This is a genomic window from Streptomyces sp. NPDC026500, assembly GCF_055567635.1.
In genome coordinates this window covers 138,089-154,249 of record NZ_JBVHQB010000007.1, presented here as the reverse complement: position 1 = coordinate 154,249, position 16,161 = coordinate 138,089, and the positions used below count along the sequence as shown (strand labels likewise).

At 71.9% G+C, this 16,161-nt stretch carries 10 protein-coding genes; 4 read left to right on the top strand and 6 right to left on the bottom strand.

Translation table 11 applies throughout. The features are described 5' to 3' along the window. Positions 1-63: 63 nt before the first annotated feature. On the bottom strand, positions 64-453 hold the full coding sequence (locus ACZ4N5_RS15170; protein ID WP_467757543.1) for a hypothetical protein: 390 nt from the start codon (positions 451-453) through the stop codon (positions 64-66). Positions 454-637: 184 nt separating this feature from the next. On the opposite strand from ACZ4N5_RS15170, the gene ACZ4N5_RS15165 reads away from it, so the two are divergent. Beyond that, positions 638-1,114, top strand: coding sequence for a hypothetical protein (locus ACZ4N5_RS15165; protein ID WP_467757542.1), 477 nt, complete (start codon positions 638-640; stop codon positions 1,112-1,114). Between the two features lie 21 nt (positions 1,115-1,135). Here ACZ4N5_RS15165 and ACZ4N5_RS15160 read toward each other — a convergent pair whose 3' ends face one another. Together ACZ4N5_RS15160 and ACZ4N5_RS15155 are read right to left on the bottom strand one after the other, a co-directional pair. After that, on the bottom strand, positions 1,136-4,864 hold the full coding sequence (locus tag ACZ4N5_RS15160; RefSeq protein WP_467757541.1) for an ABC transporter ATP-binding protein: 3,729 nt from the start codon (positions 4,862-4,864) through the stop codon (positions 1,136-1,138). Positions 4,865-5,043: 179 nt separating this feature from the next. Further along, complete coding sequence (locus ACZ4N5_RS15155; RefSeq protein ID WP_467757540.1) at positions 5,044-5,967, bottom strand: serine hydrolase; 924 nt, start codon at positions 5,965-5,967, stop codon at positions 5,044-5,046. Between the two features lie 389 nt (positions 5,968-6,356). Between ACZ4N5_RS15155 and ACZ4N5_RS15150 the strand changes: the two genes are divergently transcribed. Together ACZ4N5_RS15150 and ACZ4N5_RS15145 are read left to right on the top strand one after the other, a co-directional pair. Then, a complete protein-coding gene (locus tag ACZ4N5_RS15150; protein WP_467757539.1) occupies positions 6,357-8,774 on the top strand; it encodes an ArnT family glycosyltransferase in 2,418 nt (805 codons plus the stop codon). 218 nt (positions 8,775-8,992) lie between these two features. Then, entirely contained in the window at positions 8,993-9,796 is an 804-nt protein-coding gene (locus tag ACZ4N5_RS15145; protein ID WP_467757538.1) for an endonuclease I family protein, read from the top strand. 54 nt (positions 9,797-9,850) lie between these two features. Here ACZ4N5_RS15145 and ACZ4N5_RS15140 read toward each other — a convergent pair whose 3' ends face one another. From ACZ4N5_RS15140 to ACZ4N5_RS15130, 3 genes are all read right to left on the bottom strand, one after another. After that, a complete protein-coding gene (locus tag ACZ4N5_RS15140; RefSeq protein WP_467757537.1) occupies positions 9,851-11,536 on the bottom strand; it encodes a thiamine pyrophosphate-binding protein in 1,686 nt (561 codons plus the stop codon). Beyond that, complete coding sequence (gene speB, locus ACZ4N5_RS15135; RefSeq protein ID WP_467757536.1) at positions 11,533-12,501, bottom strand: agmatinase; 969 nt, start codon at positions 12,499-12,501, stop codon at positions 11,533-11,535. Before speB ends, ACZ4N5_RS15140 begins: the two co-directional genes overlap by 4 nt. Positions 12,502-12,564: 63 nt before the next feature. Beyond that, positions 12,565-14,025, bottom strand: a complete 1,461-nt coding sequence (locus tag ACZ4N5_RS15130; RefSeq protein WP_467757535.1) for a sodium:solute symporter family protein — start codon at positions 14,023-14,025, stop codon at positions 12,565-12,567. A gap of 183 nt (positions 14,026-14,208) precedes the next feature. Here ACZ4N5_RS15130 and ACZ4N5_RS15125 point away from each other — a divergent pair, with 183 nt between their 5' ends. Then, positions 14,209-16,092 (top strand): PucR family transcriptional regulator, encoded by a 1,884-nt coding sequence (locus ACZ4N5_RS15125; RefSeq protein ID WP_467757534.1) that lies wholly within the window; start codon positions 14,209-14,211, stop codon positions 16,090-16,092. Positions 16,093-16,161 lie beyond the last annotated feature (69 nt).

The window sequence follows — 16,161 nt, the reverse complement described above, 5'->3', positions numbered from 1 at the left end:
CTGTCCGCCGGAACCTAACGGAGCAACTCCCGTGACACCAGGGGTTCTTGGGTCATGCACGACTCAGCAGAGGATCCAGCCGGAACTCACCGATCCCGAACCGACCGAGCCCTTGATCCGGACACAGCGATGGCCCGCGTACAGGGTGACCGGGCCCGCGTGATGCGCGAAGTGCCCGGAGTCCATCACCGGCCGGCCACCGCGCGCCTGCACGCTGACGGACATCCGCTTGCGCGAGCCCCGCGCCCCGGGGAAGGTCACGGCGCAGACGTAACCGCTGCGCTTGTACACCTGCACGGAGCCGGTCGAGAAGGGCAGCGTGCGGACCTTGCGGCCCGCGCAGGAGGAGGGGGCGGCCTGGGCGCTGCCCGGACTCATGAACGCGAGCAGTCCGGCCGCGGTCAGTACGGCCAGACCCAGCGCCAGCCGTCGGCGTATCGCACCACTGTCCACTGTTGTCCCTCCCGCAGCAATCAGCGTACTGGTGTACGGACGCAGGACGTACGGCGGATGGTTGCGTACCGCTACGACATCGCTGTCGGTGCCACCTCACTCGTGAGAGGTTTTTTCCTTTTTCAGGGCAACCGTGCCCGTTTACCCGGGGTCCAACTGATCAGAAGACGAAAGGTGGTAGTTCATGTCCGGCATCAAGTCATCCCGCACGTCCAGCCGCGCACTCGTGGCCGCGGCCCTTCTGATCACCGCCGGAGCCGCGGTGCCCGCCGTCGCGAGTTCCACCGCTCCACCGCCCGCCCGCAGCGGGAGCAACGGTCCTGTCTACGACCGTGTGGCCGACTTCTACGGCGCCTACATCGACGCCGTGACCGACGCCGGTTCCGGCCGTCTCAGCACCCAACTCCGGTCCTTCTACCTGACCCCGGGGTTCCGCACCCGGCTCGCCGGCTGGGAGAACCACCAGCACGCCGACGGGGTGCTGCGCGCCCAGGACGTGCCGAGCGCCTGGAAGGTGACGCCGGGCGACAGCGGCGCCGGGCACACCTGGTCGACGGTCCGGCTGACCTGGGGCTCCGTCCAGCACCCGACGTACACCTATCTGACGGTGCAGTCGGATCTGGCGACGAAGAAGATCTCCGACATCAAGCCGAGGAGCTGACATGAGGCCGAGAAGCTGACGTCAGGCCGAGGAGCTGACCGGCTCCTCGGGCTCCGGGGAACCCACGAAGGTCCGCCACAGCGCGGCGTAACGGCCGTCGAGGCGGAGCAGTTCGTCGTGGGTGCCGTCCTCGGTGACGCGGCCGTGGTCCATCACCACGACCCGGTCGGCGCGGGCGGCCGTCGTCAGCCGGTGGGCGACCACCAGCGTCGTACGGCGGCCCGCCAGCCGGTCGGTGGCCTGGTTGACCAGGGCCTCCGTCCCCAGGTCGAGCGAGGCCGTCGCCTCGTCGAGGAGCAGCACGTCCGGATCGACCAGTTCCGCGCGGGCCAGCGCGATCAACTGGCGCTGTCCTGCGGAGAGGTTGCGGCCGCGCTCGGCGACCTCGTGGAGATAGCCGCGGTCCAGCGTGGCGATCATCTCGTGCGCGCCGACCGCGCGGGCGGCTGCCTCCACCTCGGCGTCGGTGGCGCCGGGACGGCCGTAGGCGATGGCGTCGCGGACGGTCCCCTGGAAGAGGTAGGCCTCCTGGGGGACGACGCCCAGCCGGTGCCGGTAGGAGGTGATGTCGAGGTCGCGCAGATCCGTGCCGTCGACCGTCACCCGCCCGCCCGTCGGGTCGTAGAACCGCGCGACCAGCTTCACGAGCGTCGACTTGCCCGCGCCGGTCTCGCCGACGAAGGCGACGGTCTGTCCGGCGGGGATGCGCAGCGACACCGCGCTGAGCGCCTCCTCGGCCTCGTCCGCCGGGCCGTACGCGAAGTCGACGTCCTCGAACGCGATCTCGCCCCGCAGCGACGAAATCTCCAGCGGTTCGACGGCGGCCTTGGTCGAGGTCGGCTCCCGGAGCAGTTCCTGGATGCGGCCCAGCGAGACGGTGGCCTGCTGGTAACCGTCGAAGACCTGCGAGAGCTGCTGCACGGGCGCGAAGAACAGGTCGATGTAGAGGAGGTAGGCGACCAGCGCGCCGGCCGTGAGCGTGCCGGAGTCGATCCGGTGGGCGCCCACGATCAGCACGGCCGCCGCGGCCCCCGAGGCCAGCAGCTGGACGAACGGGAAGTAGACGGAGATCAGCCACTGTCCGCGGATCCGGGCCCTGCGGTAGCTGTCGCTGCCCTCGGCGAACCGCCGCGCGCTCGCGTCCTCGCGCCGGAACGCCTGGAGGATCCGCAGCCCGGACACCGACTCCTGGAGATCGGCGTTGACCACGGACACGCGTTCGCGGGCCAGTTCGTACGCCTTGACGCTCGCCCTGCGGAAGAAGAACGTGCCGATGACCAGCGGCGGCAGCGTCACGAAGACGACCAGCGCCAGCTGTACGTCGATCACGAGCAGGGCGACCATGATGCCGAAGAAGGTGACGACGGAGACGAAGGCGGTGACGAGCCCGGTCTGCAGGAACGTGGACAGGGCGTCGACGTCGGTCGTCATCCGGGTCATGATCCGGCCCGTGAGCTCCCGCTCGTAGTAGTCGAGCCCGAGGCGCTGGAGCTGCGCGAAGATCTTCAGGCGCAGCGCGTACAGGACCCGCTCGCCGGTACGGCCCGTCATCCGGGTCTCGCCGATCTGCGCCGCCCACTGGACGAGCACGGTGACCAGCGCGAGCGCGGCCGCCGCCCACACCGCGCCGAGCGCGAGCCGTGTGACGCCCTGGTCGATGCCGTGCCGGATCAGGATGGGCAGCAGCAGTGTCATCACCGCGTCGACGGCGACCAGCGCCAGGCTGATGAGCAGCGGGGCCCCGAAGCCGCGCAGCAGTCTGCGCAGTCCGTAGGAGTCCTCGGCCCCGACCGCGCGGGCCTCGTCGACGTCCGGGACGTCGGTGGCCGGGGGCAGCGCCTCGACCTGGGCTAGGAGTCCGGGGGTGGCGGGCATTCCTTCGAGCGCGTTGTCCCTGGGCTCGCGGTCGCCGGTCCACAGGTGCGGCGTCACCCCGCGCTCGGCGTCGAACTCGGCGTCCAGCTCCTCGCGTACGGAACTGTCCTCCCGCGGCGCCGTCGGCAGGGCGTGGCCCGGGGAGACCCCGCCCAGCTCGTCGGGGTCGGTGAGCAGCCGCCGGTAGAGCGCGGAGCGGTTCTGGAGCTCCTCGTGGGTGCCGATGTCGGCGAGCCGGCCGCCGTCGAGGACGGCGATGCGGTCGGCGAGGTTGAGGGTGGAGCGGCGGTGCGCGATCAGCAGGGTCGTGCGGCCCTGCATGACGTGCCCCAGCGCCTCGTGGATCTCGTGCTCGACCTGGGCGTCCACGGCGGAGGTGGCGTCGTCGAGGACGAGGAGCCGCGGGTCGGTGAGGATCGCGCGGGCGAGCGCGACACGCTGGCGCTGGCCTCCGGAGAGGGTGAGGCCGTGCTCGCCGACCTTGGTGTCGTAGCCGCCGGGCAGCTCCGCGATGAAACGGTCCGCCTGGGCGGCGCGCGCGGCCGCTTCGATCTCGTCCTGGGTGGCGTCGGGGCGGCCGTAGGCGATGTTGGCGCGCACGGTGTCGGAGAAGAGGAAGGAGTCCTCGGGGACGAGCCCGATCGCGGCGCGCAGCGACTGGGTGGTCAGCTCGCGGACGTCGTGCCCGCCGATGAGGACGGCGCCGTGCGTCACGTCGTAGAAGCGGGGCATCAGCAGCGAGACCGTCGACTTGCCGGAGCCGGACGAGCCGACGACGGCGAGGGTCTCGCCGGGCCGGATCTCGAAACTCAGCCCGTCCAGGACCGGCCGGCCCTCCGCGTATCCGAACGACACGTCGTCGAACTCGACGGTGGCGGGCGCGTCGGCCGGCAGGGTCTTGGTGCCGTCCTTGATCGACGGCTCGGTGTCGATCAGTTCGAGGACCCGCTCGGCGCCGGCGCGGGCCTGCTGTCCGACGGTGAGGACGACGGCCAGCATCCGCACCGGTCCGACGAGCTGCGCGAGGTACGTGGAGAAGGCCACGAAGGTGCCCAGCGTGATCTGGCCGCGCACGGCCAGCCAGCCGCCGAGCGCGAGCATCGCGACCTGGCCGAGGGCGGGCACGGCCTGGAGGGCGGGGGTGTACTTGGCGTTGAGCCGGATGGTCCGCAGCCTGCCCGCGAAGAGCCGCCGCCCGACCTCGCGCAGCTTGCCGGTCTCCTGGTCCTCCTGGCCGAAGCCCTTCACCACGCGGACGCCGCTGACGGCTCCGTCGACGACACCCGCCACGGCGGCGGCCTGCGCCTGTGCGTACCAGGTCGCGGGGTGCAGCCGGGAGCGGCTGCGCTTGGCGACGAACCAGAGGGCCGGGGCGACGGCCAGCGCGACCAGGGTGAGCGGCAGGGACAGCGCGGCCATGATCCCGAGGGAGATCAGGAAGAGCAGGATGTTCCCGATGGTCATCGGGAGCATGAAGAGCAGGCCCTGGATCAGCTGGAGGTCACTGGTCGCGCGGCCCACGACCTGCCCGGTGGACAGCTCGTCCTGGCGCCGCCCGTCCAGCCGGGTGATCGTCTCGTACATGTCGGTACGGAGGTCGTGCTGGACGTCGAGGGCGAGCCGACCGCCGTAGTAGCGGCGGATGTAGGTGAGGACGTAGACGAGGACGGCCGCGCCGAGCAGCGCGCCCGCCCAGGGGGCCATGCCTCTGCTGTGGTCGCCGATGACGTCGTCGATGATCACCTTGGTGACCAGCGGGACCACCGCCATGAGGGCCATGCCGCCCAGCGAGGAGCCGAGCGCGAGCAGCACGTCCTTCGGGTACCGCCACGCGTACCCGGCGAGCCGCCGTGCCCATCCCCGTTCCGTCGCCACTCCGGTACCTTCCGTAGATCTCACTCCGCCGGAATGCACCAACGCCGGACGGAGCGGATTTCATCCCTCCGCAACAATCTTCCGCCCGCCGGGCACGGTGGCCGGGCGGGCGGAAGAGGATGTGCAGGCGTGCGAACGCGGGAGTGCGGGCGTACGGATGCCCGGGGGAGCGGCCTCGGTCAGCTGGCCGGGACGGCCGGGAAGGCCTCCGACGGCTGCGAGGTCGGCGTGAACCGCTGGGCGGCGACGGTGACCGGCACGAGGTCCTTGTGGATGACCTTGGCGACGGCCTGGATGGTGGCGACGCCGTAGTCCATGGTGCTGCTGCCGACGGTGAGCACCGACATCATGTAGTCGTGGCCGCCGCCGTTGAAGGTGCCGAGGCTGTGCACCCGCCACGCGTTCGTGGAGCGCGAGAGCCAGCCGTTCTTGACGTGCACGGCGACCGTCGAGGGCGCCCCGGCCGGTGTCCCCCAGCGCTGCGAGGAGATGACCTGGCCCATGAGCTTCAGGATGTACGCGCGGGAGTTGTCGCTCAGCACCGTGTTCTTGGCGGTGATGAGCTTCAGCAGCTTCTGCTCGTCGGTGACGTTGATCTGCGTCAGACCCCAGTAGCCGCCGGTGCCCGGCGTGGTCTTCGTCATCCCCGCCGCGGTCAGGAAGCCCTTGATCTTCGTCAGACCGAGCTGGTTCCACAGCTTGGTGGTCGAGGCGTTGTCCGACTGGGTGATCATCTTGGTGGCGAGCGAGGTCTCGGTGCTCGTCAGATAGCGGTTGTGCTTCTTCGCGTCCCACAGCAGCGTGGCGAGGACGGTGACCTTCACCGTGCTGGCCGAGTCGAACGAGGTGGTGGCGCGGAGTGTGCAGGTGGTGTTGGTCGAGCGGTCGTACAGGCCGACCGCGACGGTGCCCTTGCGGTTCGCGAGCGCCGCGGTGATGTCCGTCTGGAGTTTGGCGGCCAGGCCGGCCTTGCCCGACGTGCAGCTGACCGTCGGCGCCGGCGTGGCGGCGGCGGGGGCCGCGGCGACCGCGAGCGGCACGATGACCCCGGCGCCGAGGCTCACTGCGAGCACACGGGCACCCCGGGATATCCGGTGAATCATGGAGGCTTCCCATCCCCTTGAAGCGATACGAACGCGCCACGGGCGCGCTCACCTCAGATGACTCACAGGGGCGTCCGAAAGTTGTACGGGCGTTCTAGGTACGGGGGTTCGGGACGCGGGGGCTCCAGCGACGAGTCCGGGCGCGAAGACTCGGGACACGTAAACCCGGGGCGCCGGAAGCCCTGCGTACAGAGGCCCGAGGGCAGAGACCGGCGTTCGGAGGCCTGGGGACGGAGGCCCGGCAACGGAAGCCCGGGGGCGGAAACCCGGCGTTCGGAGGCCTGGGGGCGGAGGCCCGGGGACGGAAGCCCGGGGGCGGAGGCCGGATGCACAGCTCACCCCCAGCCGGAGCACAGTGCGCACCCATCACCTCGCGTCAGGGTTCGATGGTGACGTCTGCCACTGACCCATCGCCCGACGCCCCCACGACTCCCCCCGCCCCGCCGCCGGTTCCCGCGCCGGCCGGGCCCGCGGGGACGGCGCCGGCGGCCGCACCCCGCTGGTCGCTGCCCGCGCTGGTGGCGATCCTCGTACTCGCCGCGGTCCTGTACTCCTGGAACCTGTCGGCCGCCGGCCTGAACAGCTTCTACAGCGCCGCGGTGCTCAGCGGTACGCAGAGCTGGAAGGCCTGGTTCTTCGGCTCGCTCGACGCGGGCAACTTCATCACCGTCGACAAACCGCCGTTCGCTCTCATGATCATGAGTCTGTCCTGCCGGGTCTTCGGCTTCGGCACCTGGCAGATGATGGCGCCCATGGTCGCCGCCGCGCTCGGCACGATCTGGATCCTGCACTCCTCCGTGAAGCGGGTCTTCGGCCATCCGGCGGCCGCGGTGGCCGCACTGGTCCTGGCCCTGACCCCGATCACGGTCGCCATCAACCGCGACAACAACCCGGACACCACGCTCGTCCTGCTGATGGTCGCGGGCGCGGCGCTGGGCCTGCGGGCCACCCGTGACGGCAGGCTGCTGTCGCTGCTCGGCTCGGCGGTGTGCTTCGGGCTCGCCTTCAACACCAAGATGCTCCAGGCCTACATCGCCCTCCCCGCGGTCTTCGCCGTGTACGTGTACGCCTCCCGGCTCGGCTGGGCGAAGAAGGTCCGCAACCTGCTCCTCGCCACCGTGACGCTGGCCGTCGCGAGCTTCTGGTGGGCAGCCGCCGTCTCGCTCGTACCGGCCGACGACCGCCCGTACATCGGAGGCTCCACGGACGGTTCCGCCTGGGACCTGATCATGGGTTACAACGGCCTGGGCCGGGTGCTGGGCGGCGAGGGCAACGGCGGAGGCGGCGGGGGCGGCGGGGGCGGCACCTTCGCCGGGACCGCGGGCCTCGGCCGGATGTTCAACGACATCCTCGGCGGCCAGATCTCCTGGCTGCTGCCCTTCGCGGGCATCGCGCTCGTGGGCGGCCTGGTGCTGTGCGGACGTGCGCCGCGCACCGACCCGAAGCGGGCCGCGCTGGTGCTGTGGGGCGGCTGGACCGTCCTGCACTATCTGACGTTCAGCATGGCCGAGGGCACGATGCACCCCTACTACACGACCGCGCTCGCTCCCGGCATCGCGGCCCTGACCGGCGCGGGCGGTGTCCTGCTGCTGCGCGCCTTCCGCGGCCAGGACGCCCGTTGGGTGTGGGTGCTGCCCGCCGGACTCGCGGTCACCGCGATCTGGTCGGTCGTCCTGCTGCGCCGGGCCGACGACTGGAACGGCTGGCTGTGGCCGGCCGTCGCGGTGGTCATGGCACTGGCCATCGCGGGTCTGATCGCCTTCCGTTCCGGCAGCCGGGCCCGGTTCGGCTCCGCCAACCGGGCCCGGCTGCTCACCGCATCCGTGGCCGCGGCGGTCGTCGCGGCCCTCGCCGGCCCGACGGCGTACGCCGTCGCCGAACCCCTGGCGGCCGGTGGCGGCCAGGGTGGCGGTGGCATGGGCGGCACCAATCCGACGGCGGGCCCGAGCACCGGCAGCGGCGGCTTCGGCGGCGGTCCGGGCGGCGGCCGGGGCGGCCCCGGCGCCACCCGGCAGGGTGGTCCGGACGCCGAGGCCGGAGGGCAGGCCGGCGGCTTCCCCGGCGGCGGCCAGGCACCCGGCGGGAACGGCGAACTGCCCGAGGGCGGCTTCCCAGGCGGCGGCCAGGACGCGGGCCAACCGGGCGGCGGGAACGGGGAGTTCCCCGGCGGTGGCCAGGCGGAGGGCGGGAACGGTACCGCCCCGGGCGGTACCGGGGACCAGCCCGGTGGCGCGGGCGGCTTCGGCGGGGGCGGCGGCATGGGCGGCAGCACCAGCAGCGCCCTGGTCTCCTATCTGGAGAAGCACCAGGACGGCGCGAAGTGGCTGCTGGCCGTATCCAATTCGCAGGGTGCGGCGCAGCTGATCGTGAGCACCGGCAAACCCGTCATCTCCATGTTCGGCTTCACCGGTTCCGACAAGGCCATGACCCTCGCCAAGCTCAAGGAGCTGGTGCGCAAGGGCGAGTTGCACTACATCCAGCTCGGCGGCGGCATGGGCGGCGGGATGGGCGGGAACAACACGCTCAACTCGCAGATCACCGCGTGGGTGGAGAAGAACGGCACGGCGGTGAAGGAGAGCGCGTACGACAAGTCCGCGTCGTCGGGCTCCACTTCGGAGTCCGGCTCCACTGCCGGGTCCGGGTCCGCTGCCGGGTCCGGCTCAGGGTCCGGCTCCAACTCCGGCGCGGGCTCGGGTTCCGCCTCCGCCTCCGGCACCGGCACCGGCACCGGCACCGGCACCGGCACGCAGAGCAGCGGCCAGTCGACCTCCACACTCTACCGGCTCGACCCCTCCGACCTCGGCTGACCCCGCTCCCGACACCCGGCGGCCCCTGACCCCACCCGGTCAGGGGCCGCTCGCGGTCCCGGCCGGAGGCGTCCGGTATGTCATGTCTCGTACGCACCGGGCGAGTTGTTGAATCCCGACACGGAACCGACACCTCTCCTTAACCCCAGGAACCTCATGTCCATGTCACGCTCCCGGTTATCCGCTCCATTCAACCCGCGTAGAACGGACACCCCACGATGCCCGCCACGCACATTGACCGCTGGAAGATCCTGGCGCTGAGTACCTCCGCGATCCTCGTCGGCATCACCCTCCCGACGTTGACCGCGACCCCCGCGAGCGCCACCACGACCGCGTACGACAGCACGTACTACAAGAACGCGATCGGCAAGACCGGCACGAGCCTGAAGTCCTCGCTGCACACCATCATCAGCAGCCAGACCAAGATCTCGTACTCCGCGGTCTGGAACGCGCTGATGGCCACCGACCAGGACCCGAACAACAGCAGCAACGTGATCCTGCTGTACAGCGGTGTCTCGCGCGCCAAGTCCCTCAACGGCGGCGACGTCGGCGACTGGAACCGCGAGCACACCTGGGCCAAGTCGCACGGCGACTTCGGCGAGGTGACCGGTCCCGGCACCGACCTGCACCATCTGCGCCCCGCGGACGTCCAGGTCAACAGCATCCGGGGCAACCTGGACTTCGACAACGGCGGCAGCGCGGTCACCAACGGGGGCGGCAGCAAGGTCGACTCCGACTCCTTCGAGCCGCGCGACGCCGACAAGGGCGACGTGGCCCGCATGATCCTCTACATGGCGGTCCGCTACGAGGGCGACGACGGCTTCGCGAACCTGGAGCCCGACGAGAAGGTCAACAACGGCAGCGCCCCGTACATCGGCAAGCTGTCCGTGCTCAAGGCGTGGAACGACGAGGACCCGCCGAGCGCCTTCGAGGAGAAGCGCAACCAGGTCATCTACGACACCTACCAGCACAACCGCAACCCGTTCATCGACCACCCGGAGTGGGTCGAGGCGATCTGGTAGACGACGGGTCGGCCCGGGACCTCTTCCCCCGCGGGAGGGTCCCGGGCCGGACGCTCAGTCCAGGTGGGTCGGCGCGAACATCCGCAGTACCGCCGGGAGGACGACCACCGATGGGCCGGGCGCGGCCAGCGCCTTGGCCAGGTCTTCCTCCAGCCTCTCGGGGCTCGTGAGGACGCCCGGCACGCCGAACGACTCGGCGAGGGCCACGTAGTCCGGACGGGACAGTTCCGTGGCGGTCGCCCGGCCGAAGGCGCCGGTCATGTACTCGCGCAGGATGCCGTATCCGCCGTCGTCGACGATGAGCCAGGTGACCGGGAGGTCGCACTGCTTCGCCGTGGCCAGCTCGGCGATGGAGTACAGCGCGCCGCCGTCGCCGGAGACCGCGAGGACCGGGCGGGAGGGGTCGGCGGCCGCCGCGCCCAGCGCCGCCGGGAAGCCGTAGCCGAGGCCGCCGGCGCCCTGGGCGGAGTGCATGGTGTTGGCGCCGCGCGGGTCGAAGGCCGACCAGGCCCAGTACGCAAGGATCGTCATGTCCCAGAAGGACGGGGAGGTGGCGGGCAGGGCTCGGCGGACGGACGCCAGCACGTCCTGTTCCAGGGTGAGTTCCTGGGCGGCGATGCGCTCCGCCACCCGGGCGAGGACCGTGCTCACGCGGTCCGGCGCCGTCGGGTCGGGGCGTTCCTCCACCGTCTCCAGGAGCGCGGACAGCGCGAGGCGCGCGTCCGCGTGGATGCCCAGCGCCGGGTGGTTGGACTCCAGCTTGCCGAGGTCGGCCTCGATCTGGATCACCCGGCCGCGGGGCCTGAACGTGTGGTAGTTCGAGGAGAGTTCGCCGAGACCCGAGCCCACCACCAGCAGGACGTCCGCGTCCTCCAGGAAGTCGGTCGTGTACCGGTCCTCCAGCCAGGACTGGAGGGACAGCGGGTGCTCCCAGGGGAAGGCGCCCTTGCCGCCGAAGGTGGTGACGACCGGCGCGTTCAGCTTCTCGGCGAGCGCGCGCAGCTTGCCGGACGCGTCCGACCGGACGACACCGCCGCCCGCGATGATCGCGGGGCGGGCCGCCGAGGACAGCAAGTGGGCTGCCAGCGCGGTCAGTTCGGGGCGCGGGACGACGTCCTCGGGGGTCGCGTCCATCGCCGTCACCATCGGCAGGCTCGTCTCGGCGAGGAGCACGTCCTGCGGGATCTCCACCCACACCGGTCCGTGCGGGGCGGTCAGCGCCGACTCCCAGGCCGCCGCGATGGCGGAGGGGATCTGGGACTGCGTACGGACCGTGTGGACCGACTTCACCACGCCCCGGAACGAGGCCTGCTGGTCGGGGAGTTCGTGCAGATAGCCGTGCCGGCCGCCGCCGAGTCCCGCGGTCGGGATCTGGCTGCTGATGGCGAGGACGGGCGCCGAGGCGGCGCGCGCCTCCTGGAGCGCGGCGAGCGAGGTCAGCGCCCCGGGGCCGGTGGAGAGCAGCAGCGGCGCGGCCTCGCCGGTGATCCGGCCGTAGGCGTCCGCCGCGAAGCCGGCGTTGTTCTCGACGCGCAGGCCGACGTACTGGAGCGAGGAGCGGCGCAGCGCGTCGAACATGCCGAGCGCGTGCTGACCCGGCAGCCCGAACACGGTCGTCGCGCCGAGACCGGAGAGGGTCTCCACGACCAGGTCTCCGCCGTTGCGGCCGGGGGGCGGGTTGAGCGCGGCCTCCGTCTGTGCCGCCGACGGACGGAGAACCAGGTCGTGGTCGTGGGTCACTTGCTCCGGGCCTCCGCGATCTGGCGGGACATGATGGTGGTCAGTTCGTACGCGGTGTGGGACGCCGCCACCGCGGTGATCTCGGCGTGGTCGTACGCCGGGGCGACCTCGACCACGTCGGCCGAGACCAGGTTGCAGGACGACAGGCCGCGCAGGATCTCCAGGAGCTCGCGGGAGGTCATGCCGCCCGCCTCCGGGGTGCCCGTGCCGGGCGCGTGCGCCGGGTCGAGGCAGTCGATGTCGATGGAGATGTAGAGCGGGCGGTTGCCGATGCGCTGGCGCAGCTGGTCGGCGACCTCGTCGGCGCCGCGGCGGTAGACGTCCGCCGAGGTGACGATGCCGAAGCCCATCTTCTCGTCGTCGGTGAGGTCCTGCTTGCCGTAGAGCGGCCCGCGGATGCCGACGTGGGAGAGCACCGAGGTGTCGAGGATGCCTTCCTCGACGGCGCGGCGGAACGGGGTGCCGTGGGTGTACTCGGCGCCGAAGTACGTGTCCCAGGTGTCGAGGTGCGCGTCGAAGTGGAGCAGCGCGACCGGGCCGTGCTTCTTGGCGACGGAGCGCAGCAGGGGGAGCGCGATGGTGTGGTCGCCGCCCAGGGTCATCAGGCGGGCGCCGGTGCCGAGCAGCTCGTCGGCGGCGGCCTCCACCGTCTCGACGGCCTCGTTGATGTTGAACGGGTTCGCCGCGATGTCACCGGCGTCCGCGACCTGCGCGAGGGCGAACGGGGAGGCGTCCTGCGCGGGGTTGTAGGGGCGCAGCAGCCGGGACGCCTCGCGGATCGCGTTGCCGCCGAAGCGGGCGCCCGGCCGGTACGAGACGCCGGAGTCGAACGGCACACCGACCACGGCGACATCGGTGGTGCCGACCTCGTCGAGGCGGGGCAGCCGGGCGAAGGTCGCGGGGCCGGCGTACCGCGGGATGCGGGACGAATCGACGGGGCCGCGGGGCGTCTCGTTGCTGCTCATGGGGTATTGCCTTCTTTCCTACACTTCGTCGCGTATGTACAACTAAGTACAAGTACTACGACTCTACTGGTGAACCGGGACCGGTTCGGACAAGGTTTCGGCGTCACGGCCCGCGAGCCGCTCCCGCCATGCGGCCAGCACCGCGGCGTCGGTCGCCGGCGTGGCCAGCGAGACGATCACGTACGCGGCCAGGGAGAGAAGCAGGCCGTAGTAGACGGGCTCGTTCGCGAGGATGCCGTAGGTGGCCATCAGGCCGATGACGGCGACTCCGCCGACGACGACCGAGGCGAGCGCGCCGTGCACCGTGCCGCGCTTCCACAGCAGACCGCCGAGGATCGGGACGAGCAGGCCGCCGACGAGCAGGTTGTACGCGACGGTCAGCGCCTCGACGACGTTGTTCAGCGCGATCGCCGTGCAGATGACGGCTATGCCCATGACCAGGATGAAGAGGCGGTTGCCCTTGACCTCGTCGTGGTCCCCGGTGTCGCGCTTCACAGCGCCGCGCAGCCTCGACCAGATGTCGTTGTTGGCGACGGTGGCGCAGGCGATCAGGGCGCCGGAGGAGGTGGACATCACAGCGGCGAGGGCCGCGGCGAGCACCAGTCCGCGCACACCGACCGGGAGTTCGTCCTTGACGATGGTCGCGAAGGCGGTGTCGGCGCTGGGCAGCTTCGGGTAGAGGACCTTGGCCGCCGTGCCGATGACGGCGCCGGCGAGGGCGTACACCAGGCAGTAGGTGCCGGCGACGGTGCCGCCCCACTTGGCGGTCCTGTCACCGCGCGCGGTGAACACGCGCTGCCAGATGTCCTGACCGATCAGCATGCCGAACGTGTAGATCAGTACATAGGTGAAGATCGTCTCGCCGCCGATGCCCAGCGGGTCGAAGTACTCGGTGGGGAGCTTGGCCTTCATCGCGCTGAACCCGCCGGCCTTGACGACCGCGATGGGCAGGAGCAGGAGCAGCACGCCGACGGTCTTGACCACGAACTGCACCATGTCGGTGAGGGTGATCGACCACATGCCGCCGAGCGTGGAGTACGCGACGACGATCGAGCCGCCGAGGATGATCGCGAGCGTCCGGTTCATGTCGAAGAGGACGTCGAAGATCGTGGCGTACGCGATGGTCGAGGTGACCGCGAGCATCAGGGTGTACGCCCACATGACGACACCGGAGATGACACCGGCCCGGCCGCCGTAGCGCAGGTCGAGCATCTCGGAGACGGTGTAGACCTTCAGGCGGGCGATGCGGGCGGAGAAGAAGACGCTGAGCGCCAGCAGGCCGAGGCCGATGGTGAAGACCATCCAGGCTCCGGAGAGTCCGTACTGGTAGCCGAGGCCGACACCGCCGATGGTGGACGCGCCGCCCAGCACGATGGCGGCCATGGTGCCGGAGTACATGACGGGTCCGAGCCGCCGCCCCGCGACGAGGAAGTCGCTCTTGGACTTGGCACGGCGCATGCCCCACCAGCCCATGGCCAGCATGCCGGCCAGATAGACGACGATCACTGTGTAGTCGACGGCCATGGGTCTCCTCAGGGTGCTCTGTGGCGTGTCGTGCGGGGATGTGGGGACGGCCGGCAACTGATCACGGGGACATCCGCCCGTACCCGTGGCTGCTGGTCGGGACCGACATTAGGTGGCCGGAAAGCGGCTGCGAAGTGTACGTTTCATCCATTCGACCCGAACGGGATGGAGGAACTGTCCACCATGCCGGAACCGCAGTCACCGTCCGCCCCCGCCGTACCGCCGACTCCTCCGGTGCCGTTGTCGGCGCTGCTCGCCCGTGAGGACCTGGCCCTGCGCCTGATCGCCGGGCCGGCGGAGCCCGACACGGTGATCCACTGGGCGCACACCTCGGAGATGGCCGACCCCTACCCCTACCTGCTGGGCGGCGAGCTGCTGCTGACGGCCGGGGTCCACGTGCCCGCGGCGGCCGGCCCCGACGCGGGCACCCCCGGATCGGACGAGACCGACGGCTCCGCGGACTACTTCGACGGCTATGTCTCCCGCATCGTCGCGGCGGGCGGCGCGGCGCTCGGTTTCGGCCTGGCGCCGGTCCACGACACGGTCCCGAGCGCCCTCGTCGCGGCCTGCGACACCTACGGGCTGCCCCTGCTGGAGGTCCCGCCCCGGACGACGTTCTCCGGGGTCGCCCGCGCGGTCTGGCAGCTCATGGCCCAGGCCCGGCTGGCCGAACTCCGCCGGGTGACCGAGGCCCAGCAGAGTCTGGCCGCCGCCGCCGCCCGCCCCGATCCGGTACCGGCGGTACTCCGGCAGCTGGCCCAGCGGCTGGGCGGCTGGGCGGCTCTGTACGGGCCGGAGGGCACGGAACTGGCCCACGCGGGGAGACTCCCGCCGTCCGGCCCGCAGGAAGCGACGCGGCCGGCGAACCGGGCCGACCCGGCGGAGACGGCCCACGCCGGAGCCCACGCCAGGACCCCCTCCGCGACCACTGGCCGCCCGGCAGACATCGCAAGGCCGGCCGACGCTGCCGCCCCGGCGGACACGGCCCCGGCCGGGACGGCGCGGCCGACGGACGCGGCTCGCCCGGCAGAAGCGGCGCCCACGGTCGGCGGCCCCGCGAGCCGGACGCCCGGGACCGGGCCCGCCCCGGACCCGGCACCCCCGGACCCGGCACCCTCGCCCGTGGCGCACGCGGCCGGGACGCCGACGACCGGACCCGGCTCCGCCGACGCGCTCCCCGTCGTGACGGCTCCCGAGGAGGTGCTCGTCGAGCTTGCCGGTGTCGTGCGGCCCCGGGGGGCTCAGGGGCCCGCCCCGTCCTCCGCCACCGACACCGTGGGCGGCGTCCATCTCGCGGCCTACGCCCTCGGCAGCGGCCAGGGCTTCGTCCTGGGTGTCGCCACGCCGCGCCGCGACCCCGGCGACCACACGATCGCCTCCGTCGCGGCCGTGCTGCTCTCCCTCCTCACCGGGGAGCACCAGAGCGGGAGCGGGGCCGCTCGGTCGGCTGCGCTGGTGCGGCTGCTGCTCGGGGCCGCGCCGGAGACGGTGGCACCGCTTCTCGGCGGCGCACGGTGGGTGGTCGTGCACGCCCGTCCCGCCGGGGACGGCCCCGCCCCGGACGCCGTCTCCGCGTCCGCGCTGGCGGCCGCGCTGGGCTCCGCGCTGGTGGACGTCGGCGGCGACGTCGTCCGCGTCCTCGTCCCCGGCGACCGCGAGCCCACCGCACAGCCGGGCTGGACCTGCGGGGTCAGCGCGCCCGCGGGCCCGCACGCGTGGGCCGCCGCCGACACCCAGGCGGCCCGCGCGCTGGCCCGTGCCCGCGCCACCCGGGTTCCCCTGGTCCGCCACGGCGACCGCCCCGCGCTCGCGGACCTCGTCCCCCCGGCCGACGCCGAGGCCCACGCCCACGCCCTGCTCGCGCCTGTCGCCGGGACCCCCGCCCTGACCGAGACCCTGCGCACCTGGCTCTCCCTGCACGGCAGTTGGGACCGCACCGCGGTGGCCCTTTCCGTCCACCGCAACACCGTCCGCCAACGCATCGCCCGCTGCGCCGCGTTGCTGGGCGCGGACCTCGACGACCCGGACGTACGGATGGAGTTGTGGTTCGCGCTCCGACACGACTGAGCGCACGGCGCCGGGACCCGGCCCCGGGTCCCCGTACACCTGAGTGACGCACATCCCAGCGACCGGGAC

Coding starts and splice junctions, on each gene's coding strand:
- ACZ4N5_RS15130 (WP_467757535.1), bottom strand. CDS start 14,025: ATGGCCGTCGACTACACAGTGATCGTCGTCTATCTGGCCGGCATGCTG.
- ACZ4N5_RS15165 (WP_467757542.1), top strand. CDS start 638: ATGTCCGGCATCAAGTCATCCCGCACGTCCAGCCGCGCACTCGTGGCC.
- ACZ4N5_RS15155 (WP_467757540.1), bottom strand. CDS start 5,967: ATGATTCACCGGATATCCCGGGGTGCCCGTGTGCTCGCAGTGAGCCTC.
- ACZ4N5_RS15145 (WP_467757538.1), top strand. CDS start 8,993: ATGCCCGCCACGCACATTGACCGCTGGAAGATCCTGGCGCTGAGTACC.
- speB (WP_467757536.1), bottom strand. CDS start 12,501: ATGAGCAGCAACGAGACGCCCCGCGGCCCCGTCGATTCGTCCCGCATC.
- ACZ4N5_RS15125 (WP_467757534.1), top strand. CDS start 14,209: ATGCCGGAACCGCAGTCACCGTCCGCCCCCGCCGTACCGCCGACTCCT.